The 18,327-nt window shown below is 53.2% G+C and carries 19 protein-coding genes; 13 read left to right on the top strand and 6 right to left on the bottom strand.

All coding sequences use genetic code 11. The features are described 5' to 3' along the window. Positions 1 to 2: 2 nt before the first annotated feature. Complete coding sequence (gene sohB / locus SK47_RS11690) at positions 3 to 1,049, top strand: protease SohB (protein ID WP_048244297.1); 1,047 nt, start codon at positions 3 to 5, stop codon at positions 1,047 to 1,049. A gap of 35 nt (positions 1,050 to 1,084) precedes the next feature. On the opposite strand, the gene SK47_RS11685 is transcribed toward sohB, so the two are convergent. Next, positions 1,085 to 1,336: a YciN family protein gene (locus SK47_RS11685; RefSeq protein WP_003856804.1), complete on the bottom strand. Its 252-nt coding sequence runs from the start codon at positions 1,334 to 1,336 to the stop codon at positions 1,085 to 1,087. 398 nt (positions 1,337 to 1,734) lie between these two features. On the opposite strand from SK47_RS11685, the gene topA reads away from it, so the two are divergent. The 6 genes from topA (at position 1,735) to acnA (ending at position 9,220) form a co-directional block, all read left to right on the top strand. After that, positions 1,735 to 4,332: a type I DNA topoisomerase gene (gene topA / locus SK47_RS11680; RefSeq protein WP_003856806.1), complete on the top strand. Its 2,598-nt coding sequence runs from the start codon at positions 1,735 to 1,737 to the stop codon at positions 4,330 to 4,332. A 186-nt stretch (positions 4,333 to 4,518) separates the two neighbouring features. After that, positions 4,519 to 5,493: an HTH-type transcriptional regulator CysB gene (gene cysB, locus SK47_RS11675; RefSeq protein ID WP_003856808.1), complete on the top strand. Its 975-nt coding sequence runs from the start codon at positions 4,519 to 4,521 to the stop codon at positions 5,491 to 5,493. Positions 5,494 to 5,829: 336 nt separating this feature from the next. Continuing rightward, on the top strand, positions 5,830 to 5,970 hold the full coding sequence (locus SK47_RS11670) for a YmiA family putative membrane protein (protein WP_213083754.1): 141 nt from the start codon (positions 5,830 to 5,832) through the stop codon (positions 5,968 to 5,970). A 2-nt stretch (positions 5,971 to 5,972) separates the two neighbouring features. Then, on the top strand, positions 5,973 to 6,143 hold the full coding sequence (locus SK47_RS24110) for a hypothetical protein (protein WP_006810843.1): 171 nt from the start codon (positions 5,973 to 5,975) through the stop codon (positions 6,141 to 6,143). Between the two features lie 137 nt (positions 6,144 to 6,280). Then, entirely contained in the window at positions 6,281 to 6,379 is a 99-nt protein-coding gene (gene ymiC, locus SK47_RS24325; RefSeq protein WP_032103392.1) for a small membrane protein YmiC, read from the top strand. 165 nt (positions 6,380 to 6,544) lie between these two features. Beyond that, positions 6,545 to 9,220, top strand: a complete 2,676-nt coding sequence (acnA, locus tag SK47_RS11655) for an aconitate hydratase AcnA (protein ID WP_022651350.1) — start codon at positions 6,545 to 6,547, stop codon at positions 9,218 to 9,220. 35 nt (positions 9,221 to 9,255) lie between these two features. Here the strand turns inward: acnA and ribA are convergent, their stop codons facing one another. Further along, a complete protein-coding gene (gene ribA / locus SK47_RS11650) occupies positions 9,256 to 9,846 on the bottom strand; it encodes a GTP cyclohydrolase II (protein ID WP_003856813.1) in 591 nt (196 codons plus the stop codon). 197 nt (positions 9,847 to 10,043) lie between these two features. Here ribA and pgpB point away from each other — a divergent pair, with 197 nt between their 5' ends. The 5 genes from pgpB to yciH all read left to right on the top strand — a co-directional run bounded on the left by pgpB (position 10,044) and on the right by yciH (position 13,692). Then, positions 10,044 to 10,811, top strand: coding sequence for a phosphatidylglycerophosphatase B (pgpB, locus tag SK47_RS11645; protein WP_003856815.1), 768 nt, complete (start codon positions 10,044 to 10,046; stop codon positions 10,809 to 10,811). 148 nt (positions 10,812 to 10,959) lie between these two features. Continuing rightward, positions 10,960 to 11,268, top strand: coding sequence for a LapA family protein (locus SK47_RS11640; protein WP_003856817.1), 309 nt, complete (start codon positions 10,960 to 10,962; stop codon positions 11,266 to 11,268). A 6-nt stretch (positions 11,269 to 11,274) separates the two neighbouring features. After that, positions 11,275 to 12,444: a lipopolysaccharide assembly protein LapB gene (gene lapB, locus SK47_RS11635; RefSeq protein ID WP_003856819.1), complete on the top strand. Its 1,170-nt coding sequence runs from the start codon at positions 11,275 to 11,277 to the stop codon at positions 12,442 to 12,444. Positions 12,445 to 12,628: 184 nt separating this feature from the next. Then, entirely contained in the window at positions 12,629 to 13,366 is a 738-nt protein-coding gene (gene pyrF / locus SK47_RS11630) for an orotidine-5'-phosphate decarboxylase (RefSeq protein ID WP_003856820.1), read from the top strand. Next, positions 13,366 to 13,692 carry a stress response translation initiation inhibitor YciH gene (yciH, locus tag SK47_RS11625; RefSeq protein WP_003856822.1) on the top strand — a complete coding sequence of 109 codons (327 nt, stop codon included), beginning with the start codon at positions 13,366 to 13,368 and terminating at the stop codon, positions 13,690 to 13,692. The genes pyrF and yciH overlap by 1 nt, the downstream gene beginning before the upstream one ends. A gap of 104 nt (positions 13,693 to 13,796) precedes the next feature. Here the strand turns inward: yciH and osmB are convergent, their stop codons facing one another. From osmB to SK47_RS11610, 3 genes are all read right to left on the bottom strand, one after another. Next, complete coding sequence (gene osmB, locus SK47_RS11620) at positions 13,797 to 14,015, bottom strand: osmotically-inducible lipoprotein OsmB (RefSeq protein ID WP_003856823.1); 219 nt, start codon at positions 14,013 to 14,015, stop codon at positions 13,797 to 13,799. Between the two features lie 262 nt (positions 14,016 to 14,277). Further along, a complete protein-coding gene (locus SK47_RS11615) occupies positions 14,278 to 15,030 on the bottom strand; it encodes a DNA-binding transcriptional regulator YciT (RefSeq protein WP_045350842.1) in 753 nt (250 codons plus the stop codon). Positions 15,031 to 15,067: 37 nt separating this feature from the next. After that, a complete protein-coding gene (locus SK47_RS11610; RefSeq protein ID WP_003856825.1) occupies positions 15,068 to 15,250 on the bottom strand; it encodes a YciZ family protein in 183 nt (60 codons plus the stop codon). A 191-nt stretch (positions 15,251 to 15,441) separates the two neighbouring features. Here SK47_RS11610 and SK47_RS11605 point away from each other — a divergent pair, with 191 nt between their 5' ends. After that, positions 15,442 to 16,311 carry a crotonase/enoyl-CoA hydratase family protein gene (locus SK47_RS11605; RefSeq protein ID WP_003856826.1) on the top strand — a complete coding sequence of 290 codons (870 nt, stop codon included), beginning with the start codon at positions 15,442 to 15,444 and terminating at the stop codon, positions 16,309 to 16,311. On the opposite strand, the gene pdeR is transcribed toward SK47_RS11605, so the two are convergent. Next, the gene (gene pdeR, locus SK47_RS11600; protein ID WP_003856827.1) at positions 16,308 to 18,299 is read right to left on the bottom strand and encodes a cyclic di-GMP phosphodiesterase; all 1,992 of its coding nucleotides are present in this window, start codon (positions 18,297 to 18,299) and stop codon (positions 16,308 to 16,310) included. The genes SK47_RS11605 and pdeR overlap by 4 nt on opposite strands. Positions 18,300 to 18,327: the final 28 nt, after the last annotated feature.

The following is an 18,327-nucleotide window of genomic DNA, read 5'->3' as shown; positions in this document are numbered from 1 at the left end:
GCGTGGAATTACTTTCTCAGTATGGGTTGTTTTTGGCCAAAATCGCGACGGTGGTTATAGCTGTCGCGGTGATTGCCGTCCTGATTGTCAACCTGACGCAGCGTAAGCGTCAGCGTGGTGAGTTACGCATTACCCGCCTGAGCGAACAGTATAAAGAGATGCAGGAGGAGATGTCTCTGGCGCTGCTTGACGATCATCAACAGAAGCTGTGGCTAAAAGCCCAGAAGAAAAAACATAAGCAGGACGCCAAAGCTGCGAAGGCGAAAGCTAAACTCGCCACGCCACAGGCTGACGCAAAACCGCGCGTCTATGTGCTCGATTTTAAAGGTAGCATGGATGCGCATGAAGTCTCCTCACTGCGTGAAGAAGTGACGGCGGTGCTGGCCGTGGCGACAGTCCAGGATCAGGTGGTGGTACGCCTTGAAAGCCCGGGTGGCGTAGTGCATGGGTATGGACTGGCGGCTTCGCAGTTACAACGTCTGCGGGATAAACAGATCCCGCTCACCGTGGCGGTAGATAAGGTCGCGGCGAGTGGCGGCTATATGATGGCGTGCGTGGCGGATAAAATCGTCGCGGCACCGTTCTCCATTATCGGCTCGATTGGGGTAGTCGCGCAGATCCCTAACTTCAATCGTTTCCTGAAAAATAAAGAGATCGACATTGAACTGCATACGGCGGGCCAGTACAAACGTACGCTGACGCTGCTCGGCGAAAATACCGAAGAGGGACGGCAGAAATTCCGGGAAGATCTGAACGAAACCCACCATCTGTTCAAAGATTTCGTGCACCGCATGCGCCCAACGCTGGACATTGAGCAGGTGGCTACGGGCGAACACTGGTACGGCACGCAGGCGCAGGAGAAAGGGCTGGTGGATGAAGTGGGTACCAGCGACGACCTCCTGCTCAACCTGATGGACGGCCGTGAGCTGGTGGGGGTGCGCTTCACCCGACGTAAGCGCCTGCTCGACCGTTTTACCAATAGCGCGGCAGAAAGCGCGGATCGCCTGCTGCTACGCTGGTTGCAGCGCGGACAAAAGCCGCTGCTGTAAAGAAAAACGCGAGGCAGATGCCTCGCGTTTTCGTTTTAATCGACCAGGTGGTACTTCTCTGAGAGGGTATGCGCCAGGTATTTAAACATGTTAAATACGGCGGTGCTTTTTGGGGTGGGTAATCCTTGTTCATCAAGGAAGTATTCACCGCTGAACACCAGCACGCCATTACGTTGTTCCACGCCAGTCGCTTCAATCCCCGCCAGGGTGTCTTCATGGTCGCGAATGAGTTTGTTTGCTTCGATAAGCAGTGAAGCTCGGTCAATGGGTTGGGTCGTATTCTGCATATTCCACTCCTTAAACAGTGACAATAGTCTACGCCTGGGTCGCTTCGGGGGCAAATTTTCCCTGTTATCCGAGGGGATAAGGAACAGGGGCTGGCTGGCGGGATTTGCTTTTGCATGCTAATAAAGTTGCGTAACGAATTTTATCAGGTACAGTGTGCGCTTTCGTCATTCTGGCAACAGAATTGCTTGACATTCGACCGGGAATTCGTCACGAATGAACTTTGATGTGAGAAAAATACCCGAAAACTCAATGACCTGGATGTCGCCATTCTGACGTTCGGTAACACATAGGGGTTGATATCCCCTGACGACGTCGCAATATCAATGGCTCGTCGTCAGCGGAAGGGAAATCAACGTGCGGCGTATTCCTGGAAGAATTAAATTAGGTAAAGGTGAATATGGGTAAAGCTCTCGTCATCGTTGAGTCCCCGGCAAAAGCCAAAACGATCAATAAATATCTGGGCAATGACTACGTGGTTAAGTCCAGCGTTGGTCACATTCGCGACTTGCCGACCAGTGGCTCAGCCAGCAAAAAGAGCGCAGACTCTACCTCCACCAAAGGGGCTAAAAAGCCTAAAAAGGATGAACGTAGCGCGCTTGTCAACCGCATGGGTGTTAACCCATGGCACAACTGGGATGCACATTACGAAGTGCTGCCAGGCAAAGAAAAAGTCGTTAACGAGCTGAAACAGCTTGCTGAAAAAGCAGACCACATTTATCTCGCAACCGACCTTGACCGCGAAGGGGAGGCCATCGCATGGCACCTGCGGGAAGTGATCGGGGGTGATGACAAACGCTACAGCCGTGTAGTGTTCAACGAAATTACAAAGAATGCGATTCGTCAGGCGTTTGAAAAGCCGGGTGAACTGAATATCGACCGTGTTAACGCTCAGCAGGCGCGTCGCTTTATGGACCGCGTTGTAGGCTACATGGTCTCGCCGTTGCTGTGGAAAAAGGTCGCTCGCGGCCTGTCTGCGGGGCGTGTGCAGTCTGTTGCTGTTCGTCTTGTTGTTGAGCGTGAACGCGAGATCAAAGCGTTCGTCCCGGAAGAGTTCTGGGAAGTGGATGCGAATGTCACCACGCCGGGCGGCGATGCGCTGCCGTTGCAGGTGAGCCACCACAACGACAAACCGTTCCGACCTGAAAATCGCGATCAGACCATGGCCGCCGTGGCGCTGCTGGAAAAAGCGCGTTATCAGGTTCTGGATCGTGAAGACAAACCGACCAGCAGCAAGCCTGGCGCACCGTTTATCACGTCAACGCTTCAGCAGGCGGCGAGTACGCGTCTGGGTTACGGCGTGAAGAAAACCATGATGATGGCCCAGCGTTTGTATGAAGCGGGTTACATCACCTACATGCGTACTGACTCCACCAACCTGAGCCAGGACGCTGTCAACATGGTGCGCGGCTATATCGAGGACAACTTCGGTAAGAAATATCTGCCGGACAGTCCTAATCAGTACGCCAGCAAAGAGAATTCTCAGGAAGCGCACGAAGCGATTCGACCTTCTGACGTTTCCGTTCTGGCAGAATCGCTGAAAGATATGGAAGCGGACGCCCAGAAGCTGTATCAGCTGATCTGGCGCCAGTTCGTAGCCTGCCAGATGACGCCAGCGAAATACGACTCCACCACGCTGACCGTCGGCGCGGGTGATTTCCGCCTGAAAGCGCGCGGCCGTATTCTGCGCTTCGACGGCTGGACAAAAGTGATGCCTGCGCTGCGTAAAGGTGATGAAGACAGAACGCTGCCTTCAGTCAACAAAGGTGACGAGCTGTCGCTGGTTGATCTGGTCCCGGCTCAGCACTTCACCAAGCCACCTGCGCGCTTTAGCGAAGCATCGCTGGTGAAAGAGCTGGAAAAACGCGGCATCGGTCGCCCGTCCACCTATGCGTCAATCATTTCGACCATTCAGGATCGTGGATACGTTCGCGTTGAGAACCGTCGTTTCTATGCTGAAAAAATGGGGGAGATTGTCACCGACCGTCTGGAAGCGAACTTCCGCGAGTTGATGAACTATGACTTCACCGCGCAGATGGAAGACAGCCTTGATGAGGTTGCCAGCCATAAGGCAGAGTGGAAGAAAGTTCTCGACAGCTTCTTCAGCGATTTTACCAATCAGCTTGAGAAAGCCGAGAAAGATCCTGAAGAGGGCGGCATGCTGCCGAACCAGATGGTACTGACGAGCATCGACTGCCCAACCTGTGGCCGTAAAATGGGGATCCGTACCGCGACCACGGGCGTGTTCCTCGGTTGCTCTGGTTATGCGCTGTCACCGAAAGAGCGTTGCAAAACCACCATCAACCTCGTGCCGGAGAACGAAGTTCTCAACGTGCTGGAAGGGGACGATGCGGAGACTAACGCACTGCGCGCCAAACGCCGCTGTAAGAAATGCGGCACGGCGATGGACAGCTACCTGATCGATCCAAAACGCAAACTGCACGTTTGTGGCAATAACCCGACCTGCGATGGTTATGAGATCGAAGAAGGTGAGTTCCGCATTAAGGGCTATGACGGTCCGATCGTTGAGTGTGAGAAATGTGGTTCCGAAATGCACCTGAAAATGGGACGCTTCGGTAAGTACATGGCATGCACCAACGACGACTGTAAAAACACGCGTAAGATCCTGCGTAACGGTGAAGTTGCGCCGCCGAAGGAAGATCCGGTTCCGCTTCCTGAGCTGCCGTGTGAGAAGTCAGACGCGTATTTCGTGCTACGTGACGGCGCTGCCGGGGTATTCCTGGCGGCCAACACCTTCCCGAAATCGCGCGAAACCCGTGCGCCGCTGGTAGAAGAGTTGTACCGCTTCCGTGACCGTCTGCCGGAAAAACTGCGTTACCTGGCCGATGCGCCACAGCAGGATCCGGAAGGCAACAAAACCGTGGTGCGCTTCAGCCGTAAAACGAAGCAGCAGTACGTGGCGGCAGAGAAAGAGGGCAAAGCGACCGGATGGTCAGCCTTCTTCGTCGACGGGAAATGGGTTGAAGGCAAGAAATAATCTTCCCTTACCGTAACTTACCTGTGAAAGGGCCGGACTTCCGGCCCTTTTTTATTACGTAATTATTATTTTTTGTTCCGTACTATACAGCCTGGCTATAAATGATATAGTGGTTATAGTTAACCCGTTTCTTATTATCAAATCGTCTTAAGCGATTGACGCATGCGCTAAATCGGATGGTCTGGCATGAAATTACAGCAGCTTCGCTATATCGTTGAGGTCGTCAATCATAACCTCAATGTCTCTTCCACCGCAGAGGGTCTTTATACCTCGCAGCCCGGCATCAGCAAGCAGGTGCGTATGCTGGAGGATGAGTTAGGTATTCAGATCTTTGCCCGCAGCGGTAAGCACCTGACTCAGGTCACGCCGGCTGGACAGGAAATCATACGCATCGCACGGGAAGTACTCTCCAAAGTCGACGCCATTAAATCCGTTGCCGGGGAACATACCTGGCCGGATAAAGGCTCTCTGTATATTGCCACCACGCACACCCAGGCGCGTTATGCACTTCCCGGGGTGATCAAAGGTTTTATCGAACGCTATCCCCGCGTTTCCCTGCATATGCATCAGGGCTCACCGACGCAAATCGCAGAGGCCGTGTCTAAAGGTAATGCAGACTTCGCTATCGCGACGGAAGCGCTCCATCTGTACGATGATCTGGTCATGCTCCCGTGCTACCACTGGAACCGCTCTATTGTTGTGACCCCGGAGCACCCGCTGGCGGGGAAGGGCGAAGTGACAATCGAAGAACTGGCGCAATACCCGCTGGTGACCTATACGTTCGGCTTTACGGGCCGGTCTGAACTGGACACCGCGTTTAACCGCGCCGGATTAACGCCACGGATTGTCTTTACGGCGACGGATGCGGACGTCATAAAAACGTATGTGCGTCTGGGCCTGGGCGTTGGGGTTATTGCCAGCATGGCGGTGGATCCTGTCTCAGACCCGGATCTGGTGCGTCTGGATGCGCATGATATTTTCAGCCACAGCACCACCAAGATAGGTTTTCGTCGCAGCACGTTCCTGCGCAGCTATATGTATGATTTTATTCAACGCTTCGCGCCACATTTAACGCGCGACGTGGTGGATACAGCTGTAGCGTTACGCTCCAATGAAGACATCGAAGAGATGTTTAAAGACATTAAACTTCCCGCCAAATAATCACACCCGGTATCTTTCTGGTACGGAAAGATACCGTCATTCCCCTTTAAACCTGAATTAGAATTATCATCATCTACGTCCACTGTCATATATCGTCATAACCCATTAAATGACTATGGTTTTACTGTCGCAAATTTGCGACAAAAGTAGAAACTAATTTACAGGTGTGCAAATTATTCTTTTCAATTATTTATTTCGGGTCAAAAGATTGAATTTTCCCAGGCCCAGATACGTAAATTCACTGGCTTTTCGGCTAAAGTTTCTTTAGGATTTATCTCATCAGATGATTACTTGTGCCAATTGTTTGGTCTCTAAATGATAAGCGATGTCGATTGTATGAGGTTAGCAATGCCGTCAGGAAGTGAAGAACCGCAAAGGGATCCCGCGCTTAAGCGTAAAGCCTGGCTGGCGGTCTTTCTTGGCTCTGCCCTGTTCTGGGTGGTGGTTGCTCTTCTTGTCTGGAATTACTGGGGTTGATTATGGTCATGACGGTGCGTACAGAAGCGAGAAAAGAGATGTGTCAGCTTCGTGACAATGCTCACAAAGCCCGTAAGGCGCCAGCAACCAGCGTGCCAGCTTCCTGGAAACTGACGCCACAGCAGCAGGCCTTTATTGATGTGTTCGCGGAAGACGAACCCAAAAAACAATAATTTTGAATTTTGCGTAATGATGCAAATAGTCTGAATAAAGACTGTGCGCTTTTGTACTCCTTAATAAATACACATCAGCAATATAGAACGAGGGCAGACCTCGCAACCTTAAATAATTAAAGTCTGGTGTCCCTATGATGAATAACATGACAACCGTAAAATACTGGTCATGGCTCGGCGTATTCTCAGCGTCGATCCTCTTCTGGTGTCAGCTCCTCTGGCTGGCCTTGCACTAAATCGTAAAACCTCGCCACGGCGGGGTTTTTTGTTTTATCCCTCGTGTTGGACCATTCCTAAATTTATCAATTTGGGTTGTTATCAAAACGTTACGACATCTTTGTGTTATCTTTAATTACAGCCCTGATGATTGTCAGGACATCCCTGTTTTTAAGGAGGAGCTTATGTCGTTAACCCTACGCGAAGCCAGTAAGGACACATTACAGGCGGAAAATAAAACCTGGCGCTACTATAGCTTACCGCTGGCTGCCAGAACGCTTGGGGACATTTCGCGGTTACCCAAGTCGTTGAAAGTCTTACTGGAAAACCTCTTGCGCTGGCAGGATGGCGACTCGGTTACCGAGGAGGATATCCAGGCTCTGGCAGGGTGGCTGAAGAATGCACATGCAGACAGAGAAATTGCCTATCGCCCGGCCAGGGTGCTGATGCAGGATTTCACCGGCGTACCAGCGGTTGTGGATTTGGCTGCCATGCGTGAAGCCGTTAAGCGTCTGGGGGGCGATACTGCTAAGGTTAACCCCCTGTCCCCGGTAGACCTCGTCATTGACCACTCCGTCACCGTCGATCACTTTGGTGACGACGATGCTTTCGGCGAAAACGTCCGTCTGGAGATGGAACGTAACCATGAACGCTACGTATTTCTGAAATGGGGTCAGCAGGCGTTCAGCCGCTTCAGCGTTGTTCCACCGGGCACCGGCATTTGTCACCAGGTCAACCTGGAATATCTCGGCAAAGCCGTCTGGAGTGAATTGCAGGATAAAGAGTGGGTGGCTTACCCGGATACGCTGGTGGGCACCGATTCACACACAACCATGATTAACGGCCTTGGCGTTCTGGGTTGGGGCGTCGGTGGTATTGAAGCGGAAGCGGCCATGCTCGGCCAGCCGGTATCAATGCTCATTCCCGATGTGGTGGGCTTTAAGCTGACCGGTAAATTGTCCGAAGGCATCACCGCCACGGATCTGGTTCTGACGGTCACCCAGATGCTGCGTAAGCATGGTGTGGTGGGTAAATTCGTTGAATTTTATGGCGATGGTCTGGATTCCTTGCCGCTGGCGGACCGGGCCACCATCGCCAACATGGCGCCGGAATATGGCGCGACCTGCGGCTTTTTCCCGATTGATAGCGTTACGCTGGAGTATATGCGCCTCAGTGGTCGCAGCGAGGAGCAGGTGGCTCTCGTTGAGGCCTACACCAAAGCGCAGGGCATGTGGCGTAACCCGGGTGACGAGCCGGTATTTACCAGTACGCTGGAACTGGATATGGGCACCGTTGAGGCAAGCCTCGCAGGGCCAAAACGTCCGCAGGACCGCGTCGCCCTGAGCAACGTTCCCAAAGCCTTTGCCGCCAGCAATGAGCTGGAGGTTAACGCCGCGCAAAAAGATCACCGTCCGGTGGACTATGTTCTGAACGGGCATCAGTATCAGCTTCCTGACGGCGCCGTGGTGATCGCCGCTATCACTTCCTGTACCAACACGTCCAACCCGAGTGTGTTAATGGCTGCCGGGCTGTTGGCAAAAAAAGCGGTAGAACTGGGGCTCAAGCCACAGCCGTGGGTTAAAGCCTCTCTGGCGCCTGGTTCGAAAGTGGTTTCCGATTATCTGGCGCAGGCCAGACTCACGCCTTACCTCGACGAGCTGGGCTTCAACCTGGTGGGCTACGGCTGTACGACCTGTATCGGTAACTCTGGTCCACTGCCTGAGCCTATTGAAGTGGCGATCAGGCAGGGTGATTTGACCGTTGGCGCGGTACTTTCTGGTAACCGAAACTTTGAAGGGCGTATTCATCCGCTGGTGAAAACCAACTGGCTGGCCTCGCCGCCGCTGGTTGTAGCCTATGCGCTGGCCGGAAACATGAACATTAACCTGGCGACCGATCCGATTGGTCACGATCGCAAAAATGAACCGGTCTATCTGAAAGACATTTGGCCATCATCGCGTGAAATTGCGCGCGCGGTTGAGAAAGTTTCCACCGAGATGTTCCGCAAAGAGTATGCGGAAGTGTTCGAAGGCACAGCGGAATGGAAAGCGATCGACGTGGTGGGTTCCGATACCTATGACTGGCAGGATGATTCCACCTATATTCGCCTGTCGCCATTCTTCGACGAAATGCTGGCGGAGCCTGCACCGCTGAAAGATATTCACGGCGCGCGGATCCTGGCGATGCTGGGCGATTCCGTCACCACCGACCATATCTCTCCGGCTGGGAGCATCAAGGCGGACAGTCCGGCAGGTCGATATCTGCAAAGCCGTGGCGTGGAACGTCGCGATTTCAACTCCTACGGTTCGCGCCGTGGTAACCACGAAGTGATGATGCGCGGGACCTTTGCCAACATCCGCATTCGCAATGAAATGGTTCCGGGCGTGGAAGGGGGCATGACGCGCCACCTGCCGGATACAGAGGTCATTTCAATTTATGACGCAGCCATGAAGTATCAGCAGGAGGGGACGCCGCTGGCCGTTATTGCCGGTAAAGAGTACGGCTCCGGTTCCAGTCGCGACTGGGCGGCAAAAGGTCCGCGTCTGCTCGGGGTTCGCGTGGTGATTGCCGAATCCTTTGAACGTATCCACCGCTCAAACCTGATCGGCATGGGGATCCTGCCGCTGGAGTTCCCGCAGGGCGTGACGCGTAAAACGCTGGGTCTGACCGGGGAAGAGCAGATTGATATCAGCGGTCTGCAAAATCTGCAACCGGGTAAAACCGTTCCGGTGAAATTAACGCGCGCAGATGGTACGACAGAAGTGCTGGATTGCCGGTGTCGTATTGATACGGCAACAGAGCTGACCTATTACCAGAACGACGGCATTTTACATTATGTGATTCGTAAGATGCTGGACTGAAAATTCGCCCGGCACATGTGCCGGGCGTTTTGCGTTTACTCGCTCAGTAAATGCCCCATTTTGGCGGCTTTGGTATCGAGATAATGCGCGTTTTTCGGGTTTCGGCCGACAATCAGCGGTACGCGTTCCACGATATTGATGCCCGCTTCAGTGAGGATTTCCACTTTTTTCGGGTTATTGGTCAACAGACGCACTTCGTCCACGCCCAGCAGCTTGAACATATCTGCGCACAGGGTGAAATCGCGCTCGTCAGCAGCAAAGCCGAGCTGATGGTTCGCTTCGACGGTATCGTAGCCCTGATCCTGCAACGCGTAGGCGCGGATTTTATTCAGCAGGCCGATATTGCGACCTTCCTGACGGTGATACAGCAGAACGCCACGTCCTTCCTCTGCTATATGAGAAAGGGCGGCTTCAAGCTGAAAACCGCAGTCGCAGCGCAGGCTGAACAGCGCGTCACCGGTCAGACACTCTGAATGAACGCGGGACAGCACCGGCGTTTGCCCCGAAATGTCGCCGAATACCAGGGCGACGTGATCTTGCCCGGTTGCCAGTTCTTCAAAACCCACCATCAGGAAATCGCCCCATGGGGTTGGCAGTTTGGCTTCTGCCACACGTTTAAGCTGCATGTGATTCTCCAGACCAGGCTGACACGTTTCGTGCCTTTGCCCCATTATGCTTTCTGTATTGGACTATTTTGCCACAAGCCCGGCAACTTCACCTAATCACCACCACGCTTTACAAACGTTAAACGCACAATCCGACATATCCACCTGAATGATGAAATTCAGTTATGATTGTGGTGCTTAGTGAAAAAGGAGAGGACATGCTTTCAATTGCCAGACGAACGGCCGCCGGCGCCGCCGTATTGCTCGTTATCCCCCTGGTCGTTTGGTTCTCCGGCTGGATGTGGCAGCCCGGACAAAACGAGACGTGGCTGAAAGCCTTATACTGGATAACCGAGACGGTCACCCAGCCGTGGGGGATTATTACGCACGTGCTGCTCTGTGGCTGGTTCCTGTGGTGCCTGCGCTTTCGCCTTCGCGCGGCGCTGGTACTGTTTGCCATTCTCGGCGGGGCCATACTTATCGGGCAGGGGGTGAAGTCGTGGGTGAAAGATCGCGTGCAGGAACCCCGTCCTTTCGTCGTCTGGCTGGAAAAAACGCACCATGTTCCGGTGGATGAGTTCTACAATTTAAAGCGTAAAGATCGCGGTGCGCTGGTAAAGGAGCAGCTTGCGGAACAGCAGGATATCCCGACCTTTTTACGCAAACACTGGCAAAAAGAGACCGGCTTTGCGTTTCCTTCCGGGCATACGATGTTTGCTGCCAGCTGGGCGCTACTTGGCGTGGGACTGCTGTGGCCGCGTCGGCGTACCCTCACGATTGCGATTTTGCTGGTCTGGGCGACAGGCGTAATGGGCAGCCGGATGCTGCTGGGGATGCACTGGCCGCGTGATTTGGTGGTGGCAACGCTGATCTCGTGGGTACTGGTGACGCTGGCGACCTGGCTTGCACAACGTTTTTGTGGACCATTGACGCCGCCGCCGGAAGAGAAGGAAGAAATAGCCGAAAGGGAGTCTGGCGGAACCTGAAGGTTGATATTCCGCATTTTGACCATAAATCCATGTAGGGCGCGTTACTTTTTCCATTTCGCGCCCGCCACTAAAATGGTAGCTTATAAGGCTGATTGCAGTGAGTTGAACACGCTTTATACGCTCGAACCACATAACGGGAAGTCATGTGAAATATTTACTCATTTTCTTACTGGTGTTGGCGATTTTTGTCATTTCGGTCACATTGGGCGCGCAAAACGATCAACAGGTAAGTTTCAACTATCTGCTGGCGCAGGGCGAGTACCGGGTGTCGAGCCTGCTGGCTGTGTTATTCGCGGCGGGGTTTGTCATCGGCTGGCTTGTATGCGGCCTGTTCTGGCTTAAGGTTCGTGTTTCTCTTGTTCGCGCTGAACGTAAAATTAAACGACTTGAACATCAACTTACGCCTGCGTCTGACATTCCGGCGAGCTCTGGTGTGCCGGTAGTCAAGGAATAATCGAATATGCTGGAGTTGTTGTTTCTGCTTTTGCCTGTCGCCGCAGCCTATGGCTGGTATATGGGCCGCAGAAGCGCGCAACAAACAAAACAGGATGAAGCAAACCGACTCTCCCGTGACTACGTAGCGGGGGTGAACTTCCTGCTGAGCAATCAGCAGGATAAAGCGGTGGATCTGTTCCTCGATATGCTTAAAGAGGATACCGGCACCGTTGAGGCGCATCTCACCCTGGGAAACCTGTTCCGCTCGCGCGGAGAGGTTGACCGTGCCATTCGTATCCACCAGACCTTGATGGAAAGCGCTTCGTTGACCTATGAGCAACGGTTGCTGGCCGTGCAGCAGCTTGGGCGGGATTACATGGCCGCGGGGCTTTACGATCGCGCCGAGGATATGTTCTCTCAGCTGGTGGATGAGACGGACTTCCGTATCGGTGCGCTTCAGCAGCTTCTGCAAATCTATCAGGCCACCAGCGACTGGCAAAAAGCGATTGATACCGCTGAACGGCTGGTCAAACTCGGCAAAGACAAACAGCGCGTCGAAATTGCCCACTTCTATTGCGAGCTGGCTCTCCAGCAGATGGGTAGCGATGACATGGATAAAGCCATGGCACTGTTAAAGAAAGGCGCAGCGGCCGATCGCAACAGCGCGCGCATCTCGATCATGATGGGGCGGGTCTTTATGGCTAACGGTGATTACGCCAAAGCCGTGGAGAGCCTGCTTCGCGTTATCGATCAGGACAAAGAGCTGGTCAGCGAAACGTTGGAAATGCTGCAAACCTGCTATCAGCAGCTCGGTAAGCAGGACGAGTGGGTTGCGTTTCTGCGTCGCTGTGTTGAAGAGAATACAGGTGCCACAGCCGAGCTGATGCTGTCAGATGTCGTCGAAGAGCATGAAGGGAGCGATACCGCCCAGGTATACATTACCCGTCAGTTGCAGCGTCATCCTACCATGCGTGTCTTCCATAAGCTGATGGATTACCACCTTAATGACGCAGAAGAAGGGCGCGCTAAAGAGAGCCTGATGGTGCTGCGAGACATGGTGGGTGAACAGGTGCGCAGCAAACCGCGCTATCGCTGCCAGAAATGCGGCTTCACCGCCTATTCGCTCTACTGGCATTGCCCTTCCTGCCGGGCGTGGTCCACCATTAAGCCAATCCGAGGTCTGGACGGACAGTAATTTTTTAAAACGCTGCACTTTAGTTACAACATACTAATGGTTACAGTAATTCCATCAGCACCGTGCGGTCTGGGGTTCAGCAGGAAAAGCATTCGATTCTGTTCATTTACCCCGAGGGCAGGTAGAATGCACGCCGTTTATCTGTTCCGCGCCGCTGCGCGCCCATAGACGAAAAGGGCTGGTCATGACGTCTGTTACATCCTCCACTTCCCGCGTAGTTACCGATTCTCCCGTAGTTGTTGCTCTGGATTACAATAACCGTGACGCCGCACTGGCCTTTGTTGATGGCATTGATCCCCGCGATTGCCGTCTGAAAGTAGGCAAAGAGATGTTTACGCTGTTCGGCCCACAAATTGTCCGCGATCTGCATCAACGTGGTTTCGACGTTTTCCTCGACCTGAAATTCCACGACATTCCAAATACCACTGCGCACGCCGTTGCTGCGGCAGCTGAACTCGGCGTGTGGATGGTTAACGTACATGCATCGGGCGGGGCACGCATGATGACGGCTGCGCGCGAAGCGCTGGTGCCGTTTGGTAATGACGCTCCGCTTCTGATCGCCGTCACCGTGCTGACCAGTATGGATGAATCCGACCTGCGCGACCTGGGTGTGACGTTGTCACCTGCCGAACATGCAGAGCGTCTGGCGCGCCTCACGCAACAGTGTGGTCTCGATGGCGTGGTCTGTTCGGCTCAGGAGGCGGTTCGCTTCAAATCTGAGTTAGGCCGCGATTTTAAACTGGTGACGCCAGGTATTCGTCCAGCAGGCAGCGAGTCAGGGGATCAGCGACGTATCATGACGCCAGAGCAGGCGCTGAGCGCGGGTGTAGACTATATGGTGATTGGTCGCCCGGTGACGCAATCCGCTCATCCGGCAGAGACCCTGAAAGCGATTAATGCATCACTGAAAAAGGGGGCATAATGCGTGACGCCAACAGTCGTCTGGTCTATTCAACGGATACCGGGCGCATTGAAGAGCCAAAAGAGAAAGCTGAACGTCCAAAAGGCGATGGTATCGTGCGAATTCAGCGCCAGACCAGCGGCAGAAAAGGGAAAGGCGTTTGCCTTGTCACCGGCATTGACCTGGATGATGCAGACCTGGTAAAGCTCGCCGCTGAGCTTAAAAAGAAGTGCGGATGCGGTGGGGCAGTAAAAGACGGCATTATTGAGATTCAGGGCGATAAACGAGATTTAATTAAAACGCTGCTGGAAGCCAAAGGAATGAAAGTCAAACTGGCGGGCGGCTAAAATAAATGAGCCACGGACATTGCCGTGGCTCTTTTTTTTACGTGCGTAAGTCAGACCTGAAAATACTTAATATATTATTATGCCGCTGAGAGCCGTTATGGTGATTATTTGCCCACCTGGTGACCGATAATACCACCTACGGCAGCACCACCTAATGTACCCAGCGTACTACCATCCGTTAATACTGCACCACCAAGCGCACCAGCACCGGCACCAATCGCGGTGTTACGGTCACGTTTAGACCAGTTAGAGCAAGCGCTCAGGGACATTGCTACAGTGATTGCCAGAACAGCGGCGGCTAATTTTTTGCTGGTAAAGGTCATAATACTTTCTCCTGAATTATCGATTCACGGAAAGGAATGCACTTTAAGTATAGACAATATCCATTCTTAAATTCTGTTCCCGTGAAAGCTGGTCGCGCAGGCGTTTCATCATCACGCAGGTGATAGTCACTTCCTGTTATATCGCTAATATTAATTTTACGTGTTTAGAACGGTTTCAACAGGTAAAAACTCTTAAAGGAAGGGTCGGAATACTCTCAGAGAAAGGTTTAAGTGCGCCCATTATTCGGGCGCAGCAGGATAATCAGGCCGTTTTTTTTACAATATCGACAGTCAGACCGTCTTGTTCTAATTGCTGGCGATATTCATCACGCAAACGCTCATCCGTGATTACACGGCTGAAGCGCGAGGCCGGCCCCATCGTATAAGGGTGTACGGCGCCAAATTTAGAACTGTCGGTCAGCACAATCGCTTCACACTCTTTGGCGAGTACGGCGTTAACCACGTCTGAACGCATCATGTCGCGGCCGGTAAAGCCGGTGTCGGGCTGCCAGCCGTCAATACCTATGAATGCCTTACTGAAGTGAACCTGCTGAACATATTGGCGCGTTAATGGCCCCACCATGCTTTCGCTTTTCTTCTGGTAAATGCCGCCCAGCAGAATCACCTCGCAGCGAGTATCCTTCAACAGATGGGCAATATAGCTGCTTACGGTGATGATGGTAACGTCTTTTTGATCGGCAAGCGTGCGCGCCAGAAGGGCGTTACTGCTGCCATTTTCAATAAAGACGGTCTCACCGTTATTCACCAGGGATGCAGCAAACTCCGCCAGCTCCCGCTTGAGCGCATAATTGTTCATCATGCGGGTTTCAACGTCGTCGCTGTCCAGTGGAACGGCATATCCGTGCGCACGCCGCAGGTAGCTCTGTTTTTCCAGAAGATTCAGATCCTGACGAATGGTGACTTCAGAAACGCCGGTGGCTTTAGCGAGATCGACCACGCTTACGCGTCCCTGATCGATCACCATCTGCAAAATGATTTGTTGTCGGGAGTTCATAGCATCCATTTAAAAGGCAAGGTCGGAAACGACGTGGTTACACTTCCCACGGGGCTTTAGGTTGAGTGGATTCTGGAGCGTTATCAGCGCCGTTCTCAGCCAGCAGTTCAGACTTGAGGATCTCAAGATTACGGATAGCAGAGTGATAATCGCCTGCGACAAGAATATCCAGCACAGTATCAATACGCTGCGCCACGGCTGTTGCATCAATGTTAGACATAAGCTCACCCTGAAGCGAAAAGTTAATATTATCAATGATGCAGAAAATTGATTCAAAAGAGAAGGTAAAAAATGCAATAACCAAAGCCCATAAATGAAAGTGATAAATTTAACCCCCGTCTGCTGCGGGTTGTAGGGGTGGATTAGTCTAAAACTGCGCGCAACGCGCTTTTTTATAAGAGGAATTCGACTATGACAGTTATCAACCAGACAACCTGCACATTGTTTACTGATGCTGAACGATTCACTCAACTGGCGGCTTATTATGAGGCCGAACGGCGTACGGTGTGGATGATGTTACGCGCCACGCCACGGCCTTGCTTCAACCATGCGCTGATCGAGGAGATCATGAATCTCTCCTGGCTGGTTCGACAGTCCGGATTTGTCGTTGATTTTTGGGTCACCGGATCGCTGGTCCCCGACATCTACAATACCGGCGGTGATTTACAGTTCTTCGTTGAGTGCATCAAAAACAACCGACGCGAAGCGTTACGCGCCTATGCCCGGGCCTGTGTGGACTGCGTTCATGCCGCCTCGCGAGGGTTTGATACCGGCGCTGTCACGCTGGCTATGGTGGAAGGAAGCGCTTTAGGGGGCGGGTTTGAAGCCGCGCTGGCGCATCATTTCATTCTGGCCCAGCGCGATGCCCGATTAGGCTTTCCGGAAATCGCGTTCAATCTGTTCCCGGGCATGGGCGGCTATTCACTGGTGGCGCGTCGTGCCGGCATGAAAATGGCGGAGGCGCTGATCTACAAAGGTGAGACGCATACGGCGGAATGGTATGAGCAGCATGGTCTTGTGGATCTCTTATTTGAGCCGTTACAGAGCTATGTTTCGGTGCGGACGTTTATCGACACGCTACAGCCGAAGCTGAACGGCGTAAGGGCCATGCTGCGTGCACGTACGCGCGTGCTGCCACTTCCGCGAAGCGAGTTGATGGACATTACTGAGGATTGGGTTGATGCCGCCTTCTGCCTTGAACCGAAGGATATCGCCTACATGGAGCGGCTGGTTATGCTGCAAAATCGCCATCAGGCGACGGGCTTACGCAAAGCCAGCTAACGGACATTCCTGGCCTGATAACGTTTTAGCCATCGCTCGAATGCGGCAGCGGGCATGGGCTTAGCAAAAAGATAACCCTGCCGTTCGTTGACGCCATTCTTCGTCAGAAAGGCGTCTTCTTTTGCACTTTCCACCCCTTCAGCAATGACCTGCAAATTTAACGCCTGCGCCACGGCGACTATCGCACGCACCAGCGACTGTGAAATGGACTGCTTATGGATATCCCGCACGAAAGACTGGTCAAGCTTAATGGCATCGATAGGGAAGCGCGCCAGTTGCGACAGGGAAGAGTACCCCGTACCAAAGTCATCCAGATGAATTTGCGCTCCCAGGCGGCTAAATTGCTGGATCACTGACAGGGCCAGTTCTTCATTTTCAATGAGACAGCTTTCGGTTAATTCCACGTCAATCGGGCAGTATTCAAAATTCAGGTCTTTCAGCGCCTGCTTCAGGTCACTGAAGATGGTCTGGTCCGCCAGCTGACGGGCGGAGACGTTGACCGCGACGCGCATGTTGATCCCCTTGTCGCGCCATTTTGCTACCTGGCGCACCACATCAAGCATAACCCAGCGGCCCAGAGGCACAATCAGCCCTGATTCCTCGGCATAGGAGATAAACTCCATCGGCGGGATCAGGCCACGCTCTGGCGACTGCCAGCGCACCAGCGCCTCCAGACTTCTGACTTCGCCGCGCCAGGTCATTTTGGGCTGGTAGTGGATTAACAGCTGATCGTTATCCAGCGCTTTACGCAGGTTGGTATCCAGCCACAGGTATTCAAATACGCGCTGGTTCATCTCTGGCGAGAAGACGCAGAATTTGCCCCGGCCATTTTCTTTGGCGGTGTACATGGCGGTGTCGGCATTGCGAATGACGCTTTCGCGATCGTTACCGTGCTGGGGCGCAAGCGCGATGCCCAGCGAGCAGCCGGTGTAAACCTCAATCAGCCCGATGCGGAAAGGTTGACGCAGTCGGGTCAGTATTCGCGACGCCATCGCTTCCAGCGCGCCCTGCGAGGTATCGGTGGCCATCACGATAAACTCATCCCCACCCAGGCGCGCCAGGGTTTGTCCTTCGTCCAGGCAGCTCAGGATCGCCAGCGCAACGGCCTGTAGCAGCTGGTCGCCAAACATATGCCCATAGGCATCGTTCACTTTTTTAAAATTATCCAGATCGAGGTAAACTACGCCAACCTGCGTGTCACCCCGAGCGGTGATGGCATCAGAGATCAGCTCATGGATGGCATTTCGGTTAGGCAAACCGGTAATCGTATCCGTATTGGCGAGAACGCGCAGGCGCTCCTGGGCCCGACGCTCCTCGGTTATGTCGGTACCTGAACAGATGAGGAAAATTTCATTTTTTCCGCTGCCGCTGTGAACAAATTTATTTCTGAAGAGAAACAGGCGCTGCCCCTTGCGGGTCTTGATCCAGCGTTCAACTTCGTAGGAGCTGCCGTTACGAAAAAAACCGGTGATGTTGCGTTTGGAGGCCGCGGCTTCGCTGCGGCTCATAAACAGTTTGAACACGTTTTGCCCGATAACTTCCTGTTCCTTCAGGCCCGTATATTCTTCACTTAAACGGTTGAAGCGCTGAATATTCCCGTTCTGGTCGAGGATCACAATCACGGAGTTAGCCTCGGAAACTACCTGTTCGGCGAAGGAGAGCCCCTGCGCCAGGTCGCGCGCAACGGAAGGGGTATCGTTCCAGGCTGATGCCGTTCCTGCCCACTCATTTTTGTTAATTTTACGGCCGACAAGATGAACGGGAACGTCCACACCGTACAAAGGCAGGGTCATGGCAATGCTGGAGGTGATTACGGTGAGCTGGCGGATCAGCGCGGCCTGTTCATCATCCAGCGCAACCACCTGAATGATGTCAGCGCTTTCACTGGCAGCAAGATGCAGAGCATTGCTGTCTGCTGTCAGTCGCCACCAGGGGCTATGCGTACCCATGTAACGAAACAGCAAATTCTGCTCCAGATCGTCCATCACGTTTTCTCCCGCGGCTGCTGAGTAGCGC

The sequence above is a fragment of the Enterobacter sp. BWH52 genome (genome assembly GCF_001037565.1).
In the GTDB taxonomy this organism is placed as follows: Bacteria; Pseudomonadota; Gammaproteobacteria; order Enterobacterales; family Enterobacteriaceae; genus Enterobacter; species Enterobacter hormaechei_C.
This window is presented reverse-complemented; position numbering and strand designations above follow the sequence as displayed.